We start from the raw sequence: 16546 nt of genomic DNA, 5'->3' as shown, positions 1-16546 counted from the left end.
GCCCTGGCCGAGAGCGGCTAAACGAGGTCTTCGGCGTTCGCGGTGACCTCCACCTGCTCCCGGACCTTCCGGGCCGGGGCGCCGTCGGCGTACAGGCCGCGCAGGTCGGCGAACGCCGGCTCCGGCGGCGCCAGCGACACCGCCGGGTCGACAACCGCCTCCAGTACGCAGGGACGGTCCGCGGCGAGGGCTTCGTCCCAGGCCGCGCCGACCAGCTCCGGGCGGTCCACCCGCACACCGTGCAGCCCCAGCAGGCGGGCCCAACCGGCGTACGGCACGTCGGGGCGGCGGTTGGCCGGGTCGGAGGACGGCTGCCGTCCGCCACCCATGCCGTTCTGGTCCCGGTTGTTGAGCACCAGCACCACCAACCGTGGGTCACGCCAGCTCTGCCAGTGGTGGGACACGGTGATCAGCTCGGCGAGGCCGTTGAGCTGCATCGCCCCGTCGCCGACCAGCGCGATCACCGGCCGGTCGGGGGCGGCGAGCTTGGCGGCCACCGCGTACGGCAGCGCGCAGCCCATCGAGCCCAGGGTGCCGCAGAGCTGCGCGTTCACCCCGGGTGGCAGGGTGAGGTGCCGGGCGTACCAGTAGAGGACCGAGCCGACGTCGACCGCGACCGCTCCGGTGCTCGGCAGACGGGCCGACAACTCCTGGAGTACGAGTTGCGGGTTGACCGGGTCGGCGGGCGCGGCCACCCGCTCGGCGGCCACCTCCCGCCACCGGTCCACCGAACTCTCCACGGTGGCGCGCCACTGCTGCTCGGGTCGACCACGCAGTCGGGTCAGCAACGCCCGCAACGTCTCGGCGGCGTCGCCGACCAGCGGCACGTCGGCCGGGTAGCGGGTGCCGATCCGGCGGCCGTCGATGTCGATCTGCACCGTGCGGGCCTGCTCGGGTATCGGGAAGTAGTCGGTCCACGGGTCGTTGGTGCCGACCATCAGCAGGGTGTCGCAGCCACCCATCAGCTCGGCGGCGGCCGGGGTGCCGACCTCGCCGAGCACCCCGGTGTGGAACGGCAGCCGCTCGTCGAGCACCGGCTTGCCCAGCAGTGAACTGGCCACCCCGGCGCCGAGCCGGTCGGCCACCTCGATGATCTCCGCGGCCGCGTCCCGCCCGCCCTGGCCCACCAGGATCGCGACGCGCTGGCCGCCACCGAGCAGTTGCGCGGCGGCGTCGAGGTCCGCCTCGTGCGGCAGCACCCGGGCCAACGGCTCACCGGGGGTGGCCGAGACCACCCCGACGGCGGACGTCTGCACGTCGGGCACCAGGGTTTCCTGCAACTCCCGGGGCAGCACGACACAGGTCGGGCTGCGGGTCGCCGCCGCCGTCCGGAACGCCTGGTCCAGCAGCGCGGCCACGTCCTCGGGGTTGCGGCCGTAGCGGACGAACTGGTTGCACACGTCGCCGAAGAGCCGACTCAACCCGATTTCCTGGTGCGCGCCGCCGAGCGGCCCGGAGATGTCCTCCCCCACGATCGCCACCACCGGCTTGCTGTCCAGCTTGGCGTCGTAGAGGCCGTTGAGCAGTTGCACGGCGCTGGGTCCCTGGGTGGCGAGGCAGACCCCGATGCCGCCGGTGAACTTGGCGTGCCCGGTGGCCATGAACGAGGCGGTCTCCTCGTGCCGGGCCGGGACGAACGCCGGTTCGCCGCCGGTGCGGTCCAACGCCTCGACCAGCGGGGCGATCGCCTCGCCCGGGTAGCCGAAGGCGCGGGGCACCCGCCAGGCCAGGAGTCGCTCCACCACGAGGTCCGCCACCCGGCGCTCAGCCATTGCCGCGCCCCGGTGTGCTGGGGTCGACGTAGCGCAGCACCGCGCCGACGCCGTCGGTGAGCTCGGGAGCCTCGTCCGGACCCAGCACGGTCAGCGCCGCGTCGGTGCCGACCAACGCGCGGACCAGCGCGGCGTCCGCGCGTACCCGCTGCGGTTCGGCCACCGACATCGCGGCCAACTGCCCCGCGTCGACGGCGATCTCGGTGGGCTCCGAGCCGATCCACAGCTCGCCGTCGGCCGACGGATCGTCCACGATGATCATCGTGTCGACCTGGTTGCGTTGCAGGGCCGAGACGACCGCGTCGAGGCCGGCGCCCACGTCCTCCTGCACCCCGAACCGGTCCAGCGCGGCGCTGATCCGCTGGTCGGCGACCTCCGCGATGGTCTGCACGGTGAGGTCGTCGAGCATCGTCTGGTCGGCGCCACCGGCCCGCGACCCGGCATCGGTACGGACCACCAGGTCCTGCCAGCGCTCCGGCATCTGGGCGGCGATCATCCCGGTGGCCCGGACGTCGCCGGCGACCACCACCACGTCCGCACCGACCCGGTCCGCCAGCTCCACCGTGGCGGCGGTGACGTCACCGGCGTTCTGGTGCCAGGCCTCCATGGCGGCCCTCTGGTAGCGCGACTGGGACCAGCCGCCGGGCTTGGTCCGCCGCAGCGGGTACGCGTCGCGCCCGGCGACGTGCGCCCGCCGGGGCACCCCGCCGGCGCTGACCGCCATCGCGTCGGCGCCCAGCCGGTCGGCGATCACCCGTACCCAGGCCACCTGTTCGCCGCGTTGGGCGAGCAGCGGCATCACGTGGGGCAGCGGCGCGAAACTGGCCAGGTCACGCAGTGGTGGCGCGGACAGGTACTCGGAGAGCACCACCCGCCCGTGACTGGCGAAGACCGCGAGGCCGTAGTCCCCGACCATCGGGTCGTGGCCACGGATCACCCGGTCCAACGCGGCGATGCTCGCCTCGTCGGCGCCCTGTTCGGTCAGGCGACGTTGCAGGGCACGCCAGCGCAGGTCCAGCGCGGGATGGGCGTCCTCCGTGTCGGCGGAGGCGTCCAGATACACCGAGCACCACGGCCCGGGACGGTCGTAGAGCGGGCGCAGGAAGGACAGCTGCATGCTCGACCCCTTTCCAGCTCGGCCCCCCGCTTACCCGGGTCGCCCGGGATGTCACCTCGCAGCCGTGAGCCCGTGACCAGGTTTCATTCACGTCGTTCAACCCAGGACGTCGATACGATCTGTGCACACAAGCGGACTCTCGGTGGTGGGAATGGACAGCGGACTCGAAAGCCGACGGATCGTGCACCCGACGGAAAAGATCGTCACCGGGCGGTTGGTCCGCCTGCTCGACGGTTACACCCGCGAGGTCCGCATCGGTCAGCCGGTGCTGGTGGCGGTGCTCGCCGCGGCGGCGATCGCCCGGCTGCCCGCCCTGCTGCTGCGCTCGCTGTTCTCCTTCGGCGGTGGCGGCACCCGCCGACGGTGGAAGGAACTCAAGCAGGGTCCGGAATACCTGGTCGTCCCGGTGCGCCTGCGCAACACCGCCGGCCAGCTCTGCGAGGTGGAGCTGCACGGGCACCTGCCGCAGAGCGCCCTGCACCCGGCGGACCAGGTGCAGCTCACCCTGCGCCCGCAACGCGACCCGGAGCTGCCGCCGCGCATCGAGCGGATCGTCAACCTCACCACCGGGCAGTTGCTCACCCCGCGCACCGCGACGCTCTGGTCGCACCTCGGGCCGCCGCTGCTGTTGCAGGCGTTCCTGGGCGCGCTGCTGGTCGCCGGCATCACGGCCTGCTCCGCGCTGACCTGAGCCGCCTCCGTGTTTCGGGCCCGCTCGGGAGGGCATCGGCACGTCCATGTTTCCCGGATTCACCCTCGACGAGATCGATGTCGGCCCGGTCCGTCTGCGGGTGCGCCGCGGCGGCGCCGGCTCGCCCGTGGTGCTGCTGCACGGCCATCCCCGTACCCACGCGACCTGGCACCGGGTCGCGCCGCTACTCGCCGAGCGCCACACGGTGATCTGCCCGGACCTGCGGGGGTACGGCGGTTCGACGAAGCCGGCGGAGACGCCCGACCACAGCGCGTACGCCAAGCGTGCGATGGCCCGCGACGTCATCGCGCTGCTCGACGTGCTCGGTCACGAGCGTGCCGCCGTGGTCGGTCACGACCGCGGGTCGTACGTGGCGATGCGTACCGCCCTGGACCACCCGGAGCGGGTCAGTCGCCTCGGCGTGCTCGACGGGGTGCCGATCGGCGCGGCGCTGGCCACCTGCGACGCCCGGTTCGCCGCCCGCTGGTGGCACTGGTTCTTCCTGGGCCAGACCGACAAGCCGGCGGAACCGCTGATCAACGCCGACCCGGACGCCTGGTACGGCGGCTCCCCCGCCCAGATGGGCGAGGAGGCCTACGCGGACTACCACCGGGCCATCCACGACCCGGCGACGGTGCACGCGATGTGCGAGGACTACCGGGCGGGTCTGGGGCCGGACCGCGCCGCCGACGACGCCGACCGGGCGGCCGGGCGGAAGATCTCCTGCCCGGTGCTGTTCGTCTGGGCCGAACGCGACGACATGGTGGAGTTGCACGGCGACCCGGCGTCGATCTGGCGGGAGTGGGCCGACGACGTGCGCACTGCGTCGGTCGACTCGGGTCACCACATGGCCGAGGAGGCGCCGGAGGCCCTGGCGGCAGTGCTGAGTGCCTTCCTGATCGACTGAGTGGTCAGCCGATCCGCACGGTCTCGCGGACGGGTCGCCGTTCCACGCCGAGCATGCCCCGGCGGCGGGCCCAGCGTTCGAAGATCAGGGTGGCGAACGGCGGCACGGCACCGACCAGAGCGACCGCCGTGGCCAGCAGGCTCCACCGGTGCAGCCGGGCCACGGCCAGCGTCAACACGACGTACGCGACGAACAGGCCGCCGTGGATCGGCCCGAAGATCTTGACACCCAGCTCGTTCTCCGGCGGGCCGTACTTGACCAGCATGCCGACCAGCAGGGCCAGCCAGGAGCAGGCCTCCGCGATCGCCGCCGCAACGAACAGTCGGGTCACCTTGTCGCGCATCGCCACGCCACCACCTCTCGGGCGGCAATGGTAGCGGTGTCGGTGCGCCGCCACCTGACGGACCTCGTGAACGGCGACAGGGGTCACCGGGTCCGTCACTGGGTAGGAAAGAAGCCTCAGATATTCCCCTGCCGGACGAGGACGTGCGAGGTTAGGGGAACCAGCGGTGACAGGGTGGTGACGATGGGCGAGGACGTCGGCGTACGAACCTTCAGTCGAGAGGATCGGGCCCGCTACCGCGACAAGGTCCGCCGCTGCCTGGACGTCTTCGCCGAGATGCTGCGCGAGTCGCGCTTCGACGTGGACCGTCCGATGACCGGCGTGGAGATCGAGCTGAACCTGGTCGACGAGGCGTCGAACCCGGCGATGCGCAACGCCGACGTGCTGGCGGCCATTTCCGACCCGAGCTTCCAGACCGAGTTGGGCCAGTTCAACGTCGAGATCAACGTGCCGCCGCGGCGGCTGACCGGCACCGGCACCGCGGACTTCGAGGAGTACGTCCGGGCCAGCCTGAACGCCGCCGAGGTGAAGGCGCGGGCGATCGGCGCGCACATGGTCATGATCGGGATCCTGCCGACGCTGCGCCCCGAGCACCTGACCGCCGAGACGCTCTCCGCCAACCCCCGCTACAAGCTGCTCAACGAGCAGATCTTCGCCGCGCGCGGTGAGGATCTGCCGATCGCCATCAGCGGCGTGGAGCGCCTGGCGGTCACCGCCGACACGATCACCCCGGAGGCGGCCTGCACCAGCACCCAGTTCCACCTACAGGTCAGCCCTCCCCAGTTCGCCGACTACTGGAACGCTGCCCAGGCGGTCGCCGGCGTCCAGGTGGCCGTCGGTGCGAACTCGCCGCTGTTCTTCGGCCGGGAGCTGTGGCGCGAGACCCGCATTCCGCTGTTCCAGCAGGCCACCGACACCCGGTCGGAAGAGATCAAGGCCCAGGGGGTACGCCCCCGGGTCTGGTTCGGCGAACGCTGGATCACCAGCGTGTTCGACCTGTTCGAGGAGAACGTGCGCTACTTTCCGGCGTTGCTGCCGGTCTGCGACCCGGAGGACCCGGCGCAGGCCCTCGCGGCCGGCGAGGTGCCCAATCTCGCCGAGCTGCGCCTGCACAACGGCACCATCTACCGGTGGAACCGCCCGGTGTACGACGTGTCCCGCGGCCGACCGCATCTCCGGGTGGAGAACCGGGTGCTGCCCGCCGGTCCGACCGTGCTGGACACCATCGCCAACGGCGCCTTCTACTTCGGGCTGGTCCGTGCCCTGGCCGAATCCGACCGGCCACTGTGGTCACAGATGTCGTTCAGCGCCGCCGAGGAGAACTTCACCAACTGCGCCCGGCACGGCATCGACGCGCAGGTCTTCTGGCCCGGCCTGGGTTATCTGCCCGTCACCGAGTTGGTGCTGCGCCGGTTGCTGCCGTTGGCACACCACGGCCTGGACCGCTGGGGGCTCGACCCCGGTGAGCGCGACCGGCTGCTCGGCATCATCGAGCAGCGCTGCCTGACCAGCCGCAACGGTGCGACCTGGCAGGTGGAGACGCTGCACCGGTTGGAGTCCGCCGACCACCTGGACCGGCCGGAGGCGCTCCGGGAGGTGGTCCGCCACTACATCGACCTGATGCACAGCAACCGACCGGTGCACGAGTGGCCGATCCCGTAGGCGTCCGTGGGGCTCAGCCTCGTCGGGCTCAGCCTCGTGGGGTCGGCACACCGAAGAGATCGGTGATGCCGCCGGGAAGCTGGGCGAGCAGGTCGTGTCGCTGGTCGTCATCGAGCGCCTCGGCGACGGTCCGCAACACCGCCTGGGCATGCTGACGCACGTGGTCCGCGTTCGCGACCTGCTCGCGGTCCCCGACGGCCTTCAGGAACTCGCCGACATCCCACCGGCGGCCCTGCGGATTGCGCGTGACGGACCCGTTCAACCGCTCCGGTAGCTGTGCCGCCAGGTGGTCGGCCTCCTGCCCGGCGAGCCGTTCGCCGAGCACCGACAGGACGGCCTCTACGGACCGCACGGCCTCGTTCTCGCCGAGGCCAGCGCGCTGTCGTACCGTGGCGATCATCTGCTCGTACTCCATGCTCCGCTCCTTCGTTTCCCTCGACATGCCGTCCGGCCTGCCGGCGGACGAACGGGGCGAGTTCCCCGGCTCCCCGGCCACAAACGGGTCGCACGCGGACCCGGACATCCCGCCAACGCCGGGCGAGGCCGGACAAACCCGACAGTCACGTCACTCGGGATGCCGCCTGAACCAGGTCTGGCCGTGGGCAGCGTCCGTCCACTGGAGATGCTGTCCCTTCTGGACCCCGTGCGACACGAACAATTGTCGTAGGCTGCGGTGGCTCGTACATCGTCTGATCACGATGAGGGGACGCCGGTGGCCACTTCTGGAACAGACCCAGCTTCGACCCGGGGGGCCGCGCGGGTCCCCCTGTCCCGTCGACACATGCTGCGGATGGGAGCGGCGGCGGCCGGTGGCGCGGTACTCGCCGGCGGGGTGCAGAACGGGACCGCGCAGGCCGCGCCGGGTGGTGCGAAGCGCGTGCTGCGGGCACCGGCGCTGGCGCCCGGCGATCGGGTCCGGGTCGTGTCGCCCGGCAGCACTCCCGACCCCACGAACATGGCTCGCGGCATCGAGATCCTGCGCAGTTGGGGTCTGGTGGTCGAGTTGGGCCAGCACGTCTTCGCCAAGTACGGCTATCTGGCCGGCACCGACGCGCAGCGGCTCGCCGACCTCAACGCCGCGCTCAACGACCCGGGGATCCGTGCGGTCTTCGCCGCCCGTGGCGGTTACGGCACCCAGCGGATCGTCGACGAACTCGACGTTTCCGGTTTGCGCCGGGATCCACGGGTGGTCGTCGGTTTCAGCGACATCACCAGCATCCACGGCAAGCTCTGGCGCGACCTAGGCCTGGTCACCTTCTACGGCCCCATGGTCAACTGGAGCGACAGCCGCACCGGCCCCGAGTCGGCCGAGGCCCTGCGCCAGGCGGTGATGACCACCGCCCCGGTCACGATCGTCCGGGATCCGGCCGAGACGGCCGCTCCCGTGCTGGTGCCCGGGCGGGCTTCGGGGCCGCTGCTCGGCGGCTGCCTCACCCTGCTCTCCACCTCGCTCGGCGCCAGTGACGCGCCGAAGTTCAACGACGCGATCCTGTTCTTCGAGGACGTGGACGAGGCCCCGTACAGCATCGACATGATGCTGACCGAACTTCGCCGGGTGGGCGTCCTGTCCCGGGTCGCCGGGGTGGTCATCGGCCAGATCACCAACAGTGTCGGCGAACCCGGCGAGTGGGACGCGGCGGCGGTCCTCAAGGACCGCCTGTACGACCTCGGCGTGCCGGTCCTGGGTGGACTGCGGCTGGGGCACGGCAACGGGCAGCTCACCGTGCCGCTCGGCGCGCGGGCCACGATCGACGCCGAGGCGGGGACCCTGACGGTGGAGTCCGGGGTCCGGCCGCGTTAGCCGGTGGTACCCGCGTGTCGATCAGGCCGTGAGCAGCACCTTCGTACAGTCGTCCTGTTTCTTTTGGAAGATCTTGTAGCCCTTCGGGGCGTCGCGCAGCGGCAGCCGGTGGCTGACGATGAAGCTCGGATCGATCTCGCCACGCTGGATCCGTTCCAGCAGCGGCCTCGTGTAGCGCTGAACGTGGCACTGACCGGTCCGCATGACCAGCGACCGGTTCATGAACGCGCCCATGGGGAACTTGTCGACGAACCCGCCGTACGCGCCGACCACCGAGACCACCCCTCCCGAGCGGCAGGCGAGGATCGCCTGGCGCAGCGCGAACGGCCGCTCCGTCTCGACCCGGGCGGCCTGCTTCACCCGGTCGTACGCGTACATGGCGGCATTGCCGTGGTGGCCCTCCAGGCCGACCGCGTCGATGCACGCGTCGGGTCCCCGGCCGGCGGTCAGCTCGTTGAGGGTGTCCAGCACATCCAGCTCTTCGTAGTTGATCGTCTCGGCGCCGATGTGCTCCTCGGCGAGCCGCAGCCGGTACGGGTACCGGTCGATGACGATCACCCGTTCCGCGCCGAGCAGCCGGGCGCTGGCCGCGGCGAACAGGCCGACCGGCCCGGCGCCCCAGACGGCGATCACCTGCCCGGGTTTGATGTCGCACATCTCGGCGCCCATGTAGCCGGTGGGGAACACGTCGGCGAGCATGACCGCCTGGTCGTCGCGGACGTCGTCGGGCACCTTGAGCGGGCCGACGTCGGCGAACGGCACCCGGGCGTACTCGGCCTGACCGCCGGCGTACCCGCCGAGCAGGTGGGAGTAGCCGAAGATGCCGGCCGGCGAGTGGCCCATGATCTTCTCGGCGATCCCCGCGTTCGGGTTGGAGTTCTCGCAGACCGAGTAGAGGCCGCGTTGGCAGGACGAGCAGTGCCCGCAGGCGATCGGGAAGGGCACCACCACCCGGTCGCCGGGTTTGAGGTTGCGCACCTGCGGGCCGACCTCGACCACCTCACCCATGAACTCGTGGCCGAGGATGTCGCCCTTGCGCATGGCGGGGATGTAGCCGTGGTAGAGGTGCAGGTCGGAGCCGCAGATCGCGGTGGTGCTGATCCGGACGATCGCGTCCCGGGCGTTCATGATCTTCGGGTCGGGTACGTCGATGACCTTGACCTTGTCGGTGCCCATCCAGGCGTTGGCCTTCATCCTCGGTCCCTTTCGGAGCGGGCGGTCACCGGCGCGACGGCGGCAGTGGCTGGGCGGGTCGTTGCAGGGCCTGTTGGCGTACGGAGATGCCGTTGGGGCTGCCCTCCGAGCGGACCACCTCGCCGGTCTCCAGCACCTGCTTGAACCGGCGCAGGTCGTCACGGACCTGCTGCTCGGGTTCCTCGCCGAAGAGTTTCGCCGCCGCCCGGCCGAGCGCGCCGGCCGGCGGCGCGTAGCGCAACTCCACCCGGACCTCGGTGCCCCGGTCGCCGGGTGCCGGCACGAAGCGGACCCGGCCGGCGTTGGGTACCCCGGTCCCCGCCATCGAACGCCAGGTGATGGACGTGTTCGGCTGGTCGTGGATGATCTCGGCGTCCCACTCGACGCGGTGACCGGCCGGGCCGCGGGCGACCCAGTGCGAGCGGCGCAGGTCGTCGGCGCGTACCGACTCCAGGTGCGACATGAACCGGGGCAGGTTCTCCAGGTCGCGCCAGAACCGGTACGCCTCGGCGGGTGACCGGTTGACGGTCACCGCGATCTCCATCCGGATCATCCGCGCCCGCGCCCGTCGGGCTCGGCTGATCCGCACGGCGGAGAGCACGTCGACGGCCGCGATGCCGGCGATCGCGAGGGTGGTCAGCGCGACCCGGCGGCGTCGTTCACCGCTGCGGTCGGCGAGGGCGCGGCCGAGCAGGGTCAGGTCCATGGCGTCGCCGGCCACCCGGCTCCAGGCCCAGCCCGCCGGGCGACGACCGCCGAGCAGGCCGGCGGCGCTGCCCAACTCCCGTACCCCGACGGCCGGGAGCACCGCCCGCGCGGCCGGGGAGTCGTCCACCCCGGTCAGTCGCGCGAGGGGTCCGGGAGCTGCCAGGGCGCCGACGCCCAGGGCCAGGCTCAGCAGGCCGAGCGCGCTCGGCAGCGTCGCGGGCACGGGTCCGTCCAGTTCCGGCAGGAGCACACTGTCGACGTGGTCCATCTTCGGTCCCCCTCCGGTCGGCGTAGCCGGCGGCGACCGGCGCAGCGGCGCGGCCGCCGCCCTGACGCTATGTCCTGAACGTGGCTCCCGTGCCTGGTTCGCGGCAGAAGGTCCATTCCGGGCGGGTGCGCGTTCCGCAACAGTCAGCATGGCGACATTGACCGATTTGGATCACTGACGGGCGGATACCGTCAGTCCAATCCGTCGCGCCGCCGAGAGGACGATCCCCCATGCGCCACTCGCTCCCGCGCCACCTGACCGCCGCCGCCGTCGCACTGCTCGTCGTCGGGGCCGCCGAACCGGCCGGCGCGCGCACCCCCGGGTCTCCCTCGACCGCGCCCGGCGGTGTTCGCACCGTGGTCCGCGACGCCGCCACCGACGCTCCGGTGCCTCGGGCCTGCGCGTCGCTCGTGCCGGTGGACGCCGCGGCGCTGGCGTCGGTCACGCTCGGCGGGGACCAACTGGGCCGGCACGGGGGCTGCGCCGACGAGCAGGGCACGCTGATCGCCGAAGGCGTGGCCCCCGGGGAGTACCGGCTGCTCGTGCGCCCCTACGACACGAGCACCCACGGCTGGCAGTGGGTGGGCCGGCACGGCGGCACGGGTGAGCGCGAACGCGCCCGGGTGGTCCGGGTGCGGGCCGGCGCGGTGACCGGTGTGCCGGACATCCGGCTCGATCCGCCGGGCAGCATCGCCGGCGTGCTGACCGACGCGGCGACGGGCGCTCCGATCTATCGTGCGCTGGCGATGGTGGTGCCGTACGTGCCGGATCCGAAGTACGGCGACCACGGCCCGACCACCGACGAGGACGGCCGCTACACGATCACCGGCCTCGGGCCGTACCACTGGCCGGTGCAGTTCGCCGCGGACGGGCTGGCGACCGTGTGGTCCGGTGGGGTCGGCACTCGGGAGCAGGCACGGTCGGTGCGGGTGCGCGCCCACCGGACGGTGACCCTGGACCAGGCGCTGCCCGCCGGCACGCTGGTCAGCGGCGCGGTACGCGTCGACGAGCTGGGCACCTACGCCCAGGTGATCGCCTTCGACGCGACCAGCGGGGATCTGGCCGGCGTCGCGGACGTGGGCAGCGGTTACGCCCTGCGCCTGCTCCCCGGGAAGCGGGTGAAGCTGCGCTGCGACTGCGCGTACGCCCCGCCGGTCTGGCACCGCGACGCGGCCAGCTTCGATGCCGCGACCCCGGTGCGGGTCCGGAGGGCGCCGGTGGTGGTGGACTTCGACCTGGGATGACCCGAACGAGGCAGGCCGTCGGGAGTTAACGGCGAGCCGCACCGGGTAGCCGGCATCCGCTTCTACCAGCGCCCGGGGAGGTGGGATGACGGCGACCAGTGCCTTCTTCGAGCGGTTGACCGTCGCCGGCCAGGATCCGCGGTTCAGCAAGGTGTGCGGGAGCGTGCGGTTCGACATTCGCGACGGCGACGACCTGGAGCAGTGGCTGCTGGAGATCGATCACGGCCGGATGCGGGTGACCCGCAGCGCCGACCCCGCCACCACCGTGATCATGGTGTCCGCGCCGGTCGCGGAGGCGATGGCGCGCGGTGAGGTGAACGGCCTGGCGGCGATCACCCGCGGTGAGATCATGGTCGACGGCGACCTCGGCCTGGCGCTGCGGCTCGGGCGGCTGTTTCCGCGGACACCGGGGCCGTTGCAGAGCAGTGGCCCGGACAGTGGGACGTGACCGATGAGGGACATCGCGGACACCGTGTCATGTATCGACGGCAACACGTTCATGGTGTCCGACGCCAGTGGGGACGTGGAGTCGTCCCCGGCAACGCCGGTCGGGCTGTTCGCCGCCGACACCCGCTTCCTGTCCCGCTGGATGCTCTTCGTCAACGGTGAGTGCATGACCGCGCTGTCGGTGGACGACAGCCAGTACTACGAGGTCACGTTCTTCGTGGTGCCGGGCGAGGCGGTCGACTACGTGCAGGCCGACGTGTCGGCCATCCGGCGCAGGCGCATCGGCCCGGACCTGACCGAATCGCTGACGATCTTCAACTACGGCGACCAGGACAGGGATCTCGACATCCGGCTGGAGGTGGCCGCCGACTTCGCCGACATCTTCGAGATCAAGTTCGACGTCGGCGCGAAGACCGGCACGCACTACACCCACGTGGGTCCGGACGAGTTGCGCCTGGGCTACCGGCGCGGCACGTACCGACGTGAGGTCGTCGTGTCGGCGAGCGAACCCGCCGAGTTCGACCCGGAGGGCATCCGCTTCACGGTCCGACTGCGCCCCGGGGAACAGTGGTCGACGCGGTTGCAGGTGGCCATGCTGGCGCTGCGTCCGGACGGCGTCGACCTGCGCTCCGCGCTGCGGGCTCAGCGGCCCGACGACTCCACCCTGCCCACCAGCCTGCGGGCCTGGGTCGCGGCGGCCCCCACCCTGGACACCGAGAGCGCCGCGCTGCAACAGGTGTACCACCGCAGCCTGGTGGACCTGGCGGCGCTGCGCTTCGCGCCGCTCTCGCTCAGCGGCGCGGCCGTCCCCGCCGCCGGGCTGCCCTGGTTCATGACCCTGTTCGGCCGCGACAGCCTGCTGACCTGCCTGCAGACCCTGCCCGTCACCCCGTCGCTGACCCCGCCGACGCTACGGATCCTCGCCTCGTTGCAGGGCGTCCGCACCGACGACGTGCTGGAGGAGGATCCCGGCCGGATCCTGCACGAGCTGCGCTACGGGGAGTCGGCCGCGTTCGAGGAACAGCCGCACTCCCCCTACTACGGCACCGTGGACGCCTCACCGCTGTTCGTGGTGCTGCTCGACGAGTACGAACGGTGGAGTGGCGACGCCGCGCTGGTGCGGGAGTTGGAGCAGGAGGCTCGCGCGGCCCTGGCGTGGATCGACGACTACGCGGACCTGACGTCCACCGGTTACATCTGGTACGAGCGACGCAACCGCGCCACCGGCCTCGAGAACCAGTGCTGGAAGGACTCCTGGGACAGCATCTCCTACGCCGACGGGCGGCTGCCGGGCTTCCCAAGGGCCACCTGCGAAACCCAGGGGTACGCCTACGACGCGAAGATCCGCGGGGCTCGGCTGGCCCGTACCGTCTGGGGTGACCCTGCCTACGCCGAGCGGCTGGAGCGCGAAGCGGCGGCGCTGTACGACCGGTTCAACCGGGACTTCTGGCTTCCCGAGCGCGGCTACTACGCCCTCGCGCTGGACCACGACGGCACTCCCGTCGACAGCCTGTCGTCGAACATCGGGCATCTGCTGTGGAGCGGCATCGTGCCGCCGGAGCGCGCCCCGCAGGTCGTCGAACACCTGATGGGTCGGGCGCTCTTCTCCGGTTGGGGGGTGCGAACCCTCGCCGAGGGGCAGCGCCGCTACAACCCTCTCGGCTACCACAACGGCACGGTCTGGCCGTTCGACAACTCGTTCATCGCGTGGGGTCTGCGCCGTTACGGGTTCGCCAGCGAGGCGGCCCGCATCGCGGAGAGCATCCTGTCCGCCGCCACCTTCTTCGAGGGTCGGCTACCCGAGGCCTTCGGCGGGTTCGACCGCAACACCACCCGCTACCCGGTCCGGTATCCCACCGCCGGCAGCCCGCAGGCGTGGTCCAGCGGAGCGTCCGTGCTGCTCCTGCGCACCATGCTCGGTCTCAACCCGCACGAGGACCACCTGGCCGTGGACCCCGCGCTGCCGTCGGTCTTCGGGCGGGTCGCGCTGCTGGACATCCCCGGCCGCTGGGGCAAGGCCGACGCCTTCGCCCGGCACCGCCCCGACCAACGCTAGGGCCACGTTCAGCTGACGCTGCAGGGCAGGAGTCGGGCATTCTGCCCGACCCCGACGAGTATCGCCCTGCGCGTTCCCGGTCAGGGCTCAGTCGGTGGCCCGGAAGGTGCGACGGTACGCGTCCGGGGGCACGCCGACGGTGCGGTGGAAGTGCCGACGCAGCGTGGTGGCGGTGCCCAGGCCGGCCGCCGCGGCGATGACGTCGACGCTGTCGTCGGTGTTCTCCAACAGCTCCTGCGCCCGGCGGATGCGCTGCGTCGACAGCCACAGCAGCGGGGTGGTGCCGGTGGCCGACCGGAAGTGCCGAGCCAGGGTGCGCGAGCTCACATTCGCCTGCCGGGCCAGGTCCTCGACGGTCAGCGGTCGGTCCAGTCGTCGCAGCACCCAGGGCAACAGGGCGGCGAGCGGGTGGTCGTCGCGGGCGGGCACCGGTGTGGCGACGTACTGGGCCTGGCCGCCGGCCCGGTGTGGCGGCACCACCAGGCGGCGGGCGACGGCGTTGGCGACCGTGGAGCCGTGGTCGCGGCGGATCAGGTGCAGACACAGGTCGATGGCGGCGGCCTTGCCGGCGGAGGCGAGCACGGTGCCGTTGTCGACGTAGAGCACGTCCGGGTCGACCCGTACCCGGGGATGGCGGGCGGCCAGCGCCTCGGTGTGCGCCCAGTGCGTGGTGGCGCGCAGCCCGTCGAGCACCCCGGCGGCGGCCAGCACGAACGCGCCGGTGCACAGCGAGACCATTCGGGCGCCCGCCAGGTGGGCGGCGCGCACGGCGTCGAGCAGCTCGGGCGGTACGTCCGCGTCGACGTCCTGCACCGCCGGGATGATCACGGTGTCGGCGCGAGCGAGTCGCTCCAGCCCGTCGTCGGGCTCCAGCTGGAACCGGCCGACGCGGACCGGCCCGGCGCCGCAGACCACCACCTCGTACCACGGGTCCGCCTGGCCGGTCGGGTCGCGGGCGAAGACCTCGCAGGCCATCCCCAGCTCGAAGTGCAGCATCCCGTCGGTGGCGGCGATCGCGACAGAGGTCATGTCCGAAACTGTACGGGTCATGGCGTTCCCGACACTGGCCGGTCGTCCGCCGCTGCTGGAGGCTGTACCCAGTCGATCTTTTCAAGGGGGCAACAATGAGTCAGCGTGTGGCGGTGTTCGGGGCGTACGGGCACACCGGACGGTTCGTGGTGACGGAGTTGCGCGAGCGCGGGTTCGTGCCGCTGCTGCTCGGCCGCGACGAGAGCAGGCTGGCGGCGTCGGGTCTCCCCTACCGCGTGGCGTCGGTGGACGATCCGGTCTCCCTCGACCAGGCGCTGACCGGCGTGGACGCGGTCGTCAACTGCGCCGGTCCGTTCGCCTCGACGGCCGCCCCGGTGATCGAGGCCGCGCTGCGCGCCGGGATCCCGTACGTGGACGTGGCGGCCGAGATCGAGGCCAACGTCGACACGTTCGCGCACTTCAGCGAGCCCGCCCGTGCGGCCGGCGTCGCGGTGGTCCCGGCGATGGCGTTCTTCGGCGGGCTCGGCGACCTGCTGGTCACCACGGCGATGGGCGACTGGACGTCGGCCGACGAGGCGCACGTCGCGTACGGACTGAGCAGTTGGCACCCGACGGCCGGGACGGTCGCCGCCGGGGTCGTCTCCCGCGAGCGCCGTGACGGCCGCCGGGTCCGCTACACCGGTGGACGGTTGGAGTACCACGTCGGCGAGCACGACCTGCCGAGCCTGGCGTGGGACTTTCCCCCGCCGCTGGGCCGGCGCCGGGTGCTCGGTGAGTTCACCATGGCCGATGTCGTGACCGTCCCGAGCCACCTGGCCATCCCCGAGGTCCGCACCTACATGGCCGCCGACGCCGCCACCGACCTGGCCGGCGCGCGGGCACCGGTCGCGGTCGACGAGTCGGGCCGCTCGGCGCAGACGTTCACCGTCGACGTCGTGGTGCGGCGCGGCGACACGCGACGGCGCGTCGTCGCCACCGGCCGGGACATCTACGCGGTCAGCGCGCCCCTGGCCGTCGAGGCGGTCCGCCGTATCCTCGCCGGTCAGACGAGGACGAGCGGGGTCGCCTCCGCCGGGGAGATCTTCGACGCGCCCGACTTCCTCCGCGCGCTGTCACCGTCGGTTTCCGTCGACCGGCACCCCGACGAAAATCGGCCCGAACTCGTTACCCGGAATGCGTAATATTCCAATAGCCCGGCGCACCGGAGACTTAAAAGAAACTTAAGACCGCACGTGTGAAAAATTGTTATCCCGAGCGCCGGAGCCGGCCACCAGCGCCTTCGCGGAGCGGTCTCCTTAATTCTTTCCCCGCGAGTTGATGCGGGCTCCTGACGTGCACATACTTCT

Annotated in this window: 15 protein-coding genes; 8 read left to right on the top strand and 7 right to left on the bottom strand. The window is 71.8% G+C overall.

Annotated elements, in window-relative coordinates:
• Nucleotides 1-17: 17 nt before the first annotated feature.
• Together AB0O48_RS30955 and AB0O48_RS30950 are read right to left on the bottom strand one after the other, a co-directional pair.
• Nucleotides 18-1772 carry a thiamine pyrophosphate-binding protein gene (locus AB0O48_RS30955; protein ID WP_357254055.1) on the bottom strand — a complete coding sequence of 585 codons (1755 nt, stop codon included), beginning with the start codon at nucleotides 1770-1772 and terminating at the stop codon, nucleotides 18-20.
• Nucleotides 1765-2889, bottom strand: a complete 1125-nt coding sequence (locus tag AB0O48_RS30950; protein ID WP_357254053.1) for a Vms1/Ankzf1 family peptidyl-tRNA hydrolase — start codon at nucleotides 2887-2889, stop codon at nucleotides 1765-1767. The genes AB0O48_RS30955 and AB0O48_RS30950 overlap by 8 nt, the downstream gene beginning before the upstream one ends.
• A gap of 142 nt (nucleotides 2890-3031) precedes the next feature.
• On the opposite strand from AB0O48_RS30950, the gene AB0O48_RS30945 reads away from it, so the two are divergent.
• Together AB0O48_RS30945 and AB0O48_RS30940 are read left to right on the top strand one after the other, a co-directional pair.
• Nucleotides 3032-3580 (top strand): hypothetical protein, encoded by a 549-nt coding sequence (locus AB0O48_RS30945; RefSeq protein WP_357572612.1) that lies wholly within the window; start codon nucleotides 3032-3034, stop codon nucleotides 3578-3580.
• A 46-nt stretch (nucleotides 3581-3626) separates the two neighbouring features.
• On the top strand, nucleotides 3627-4487 hold the full coding sequence (locus tag AB0O48_RS30940) for an alpha/beta hydrolase (RefSeq protein WP_357254048.1): 861 nt from the start codon (nucleotides 3627-3629) through the stop codon (nucleotides 4485-4487).
• Nucleotides 4488-4491: 4 nt separating this feature from the next.
• Here AB0O48_RS30940 and AB0O48_RS30935 read toward each other — a convergent pair whose 3' ends face one another.
• Nucleotides 4492-4830 (bottom strand): DUF3817 domain-containing protein, encoded by a 339-nt coding sequence (locus AB0O48_RS30935; protein ID WP_357572611.1) that lies wholly within the window; start codon nucleotides 4828-4830, stop codon nucleotides 4492-4494.
• 183 nt (nucleotides 4831-5013) lie between these two features.
• Here AB0O48_RS30935 and AB0O48_RS30930 point away from each other — a divergent pair, with 183 nt between their 5' ends.
• On the top strand, nucleotides 5014-6492 hold the full coding sequence (locus AB0O48_RS30930; RefSeq protein WP_357254046.1) for a glutamate--cysteine ligase: 1479 nt from the start codon (nucleotides 5014-5016) through the stop codon (nucleotides 6490-6492).
• A 28-nt stretch (nucleotides 6493-6520) separates the two neighbouring features.
• On the opposite strand, the gene AB0O48_RS30925 is transcribed toward AB0O48_RS30930, so the two are convergent.
• The gene (locus tag AB0O48_RS30925; protein ID WP_357254044.1) at nucleotides 6521-6907 is read right to left on the bottom strand and encodes a DUF2267 domain-containing protein; all 387 of its coding nucleotides are present in this window, start codon (nucleotides 6905-6907) and stop codon (nucleotides 6521-6523) included.
• A gap of 366 nt (nucleotides 6908-7273) precedes the next feature.
• Between AB0O48_RS30925 and AB0O48_RS30920 the strand changes: the two genes are divergently transcribed.
• The gene (locus AB0O48_RS30920; protein ID WP_357254042.1) at nucleotides 7274-8293 is read left to right on the top strand and encodes an LD-carboxypeptidase; all 1020 of its coding nucleotides are present in this window, start codon (nucleotides 7274-7276) and stop codon (nucleotides 8291-8293) included.
• A gap of 21 nt (nucleotides 8294-8314) precedes the next feature.
• Here AB0O48_RS30920 and AB0O48_RS30915 read toward each other — a convergent pair whose 3' ends face one another.
• Complete coding sequence (locus tag AB0O48_RS30915) at nucleotides 8315-9487, bottom strand: zinc-dependent alcohol dehydrogenase (RefSeq protein WP_357254040.1); 1173 nt, start codon at nucleotides 9485-9487, stop codon at nucleotides 8315-8317.
• 25 nt (nucleotides 9488-9512) lie between these two features.
• On the bottom strand, nucleotides 9513-10463 hold the full coding sequence (locus AB0O48_RS30910) for an SRPBCC family protein (RefSeq protein WP_357254038.1): 951 nt from the start codon (nucleotides 10461-10463) through the stop codon (nucleotides 9513-9515).
• A gap of 230 nt (nucleotides 10464-10693) precedes the next feature.
• Between AB0O48_RS30910 and AB0O48_RS30905 the strand changes: the two genes are divergently transcribed.
• The 3 genes from AB0O48_RS30905 (at nucleotide 10694) to AB0O48_RS30895 (ending at nucleotide 14210) form a co-directional block, all read left to right on the top strand.
• Nucleotides 10694-11707, top strand: a complete 1014-nt coding sequence (locus AB0O48_RS30905; protein ID WP_357572573.1) for a carboxypeptidase-like regulatory domain-containing protein — start codon at nucleotides 10694-10696, stop codon at nucleotides 11705-11707.
• Between the two features lie 85 nt (nucleotides 11708-11792).
• A complete protein-coding gene (locus tag AB0O48_RS30900; protein WP_357254034.1) occupies nucleotides 11793-12155 on the top strand; it encodes an SCP2 sterol-binding domain-containing protein in 363 nt (120 codons plus the stop codon).
• A gap of 3 nt (nucleotides 12156-12158) precedes the next feature.
• Entirely contained in the window at nucleotides 12159-14210 is a 2052-nt protein-coding gene (locus tag AB0O48_RS30895) for a glycogen debranching N-terminal domain-containing protein (protein WP_365069477.1), read from the top strand.
• Between the two features lie 87 nt (nucleotides 14211-14297).
• Here AB0O48_RS30895 and AB0O48_RS30890 read toward each other — a convergent pair whose 3' ends face one another.
• Complete coding sequence (locus AB0O48_RS30890; protein WP_365069476.1) at nucleotides 14298-15239, bottom strand: helix-turn-helix domain-containing protein; 942 nt, start codon at nucleotides 15237-15239, stop codon at nucleotides 14298-14300.
• A gap of 95 nt (nucleotides 15240-15334) precedes the next feature.
• Between AB0O48_RS30890 and AB0O48_RS30885 the strand changes: the two genes are divergently transcribed.
• Nucleotides 15335-16381 (top strand): saccharopine dehydrogenase NADP-binding domain-containing protein, encoded by a 1047-nt coding sequence (locus AB0O48_RS30885; protein WP_365069475.1) that lies wholly within the window; start codon nucleotides 15335-15337, stop codon nucleotides 16379-16381.
• Nucleotides 16382-16546 lie beyond the last annotated feature (165 nt).

The sequence above is a fragment of the Micromonospora sp. NPDC085948 genome, from assembly GCF_040686315.1.
Taxonomy (GTDB): Bacteria; Actinomycetota; Actinomycetes; order Mycobacteriales; family Micromonosporaceae; genus Micromonospora.
Note: the sequence above shows the minus strand (reverse complement) of the source record. Positions and strands in the feature narration are given on the sequence as shown.